The organism is Pseudomonas sp. 58(2021), from assembly GCF_017491585.1.
Classification (GTDB): domain Bacteria; phylum Pseudomonadota; class Gammaproteobacteria; order Pseudomonadales; family Pseudomonadaceae; genus Aquipseudomonas; species Aquipseudomonas fluorescens_BT.
The window spans coordinates 1-261 of sequence record NZ_JAFGYZ010000071.1; the positions used below are offsets into that span (position 1 = coordinate 1).

At 63.6% G+C, this 261-nt stretch carries 1 pseudogene; it reads left to right on the top strand.

Annotated elements, in window-relative coordinates:
- Window positions 1-26: 26 nt before the first annotated feature.
- Window positions 27-261 (top strand): annotated as a pseudogene (locus J5M72_RS28805) (Ig-like domain repeat protein); the annotation flags it as partial.

Sequence of the window (261 nt, forward strand, 5' to 3'; positions counted from 1 at the left end):
AGACTTCAGGGGCACGGACACTGACCGTGACTGCGGCGGCGGCGCCGACCATCACCAACGCCCAGGATTCCAAAGGCACCGTGATTCCAGATGGCGGCACCACCGTCGACACAACCGTGAAACTGACAGGCACTGCCAGCAAGGGCCAGCAGGTGGAGATCCTCGACGGGGCCGTCAGCAAAGGGAACGCCACAGCGGACCCATCCACCGGCATCTGGACCAAAGACCTTACGGGGTTGAGCGTGGCAGCGCACAGCTTCA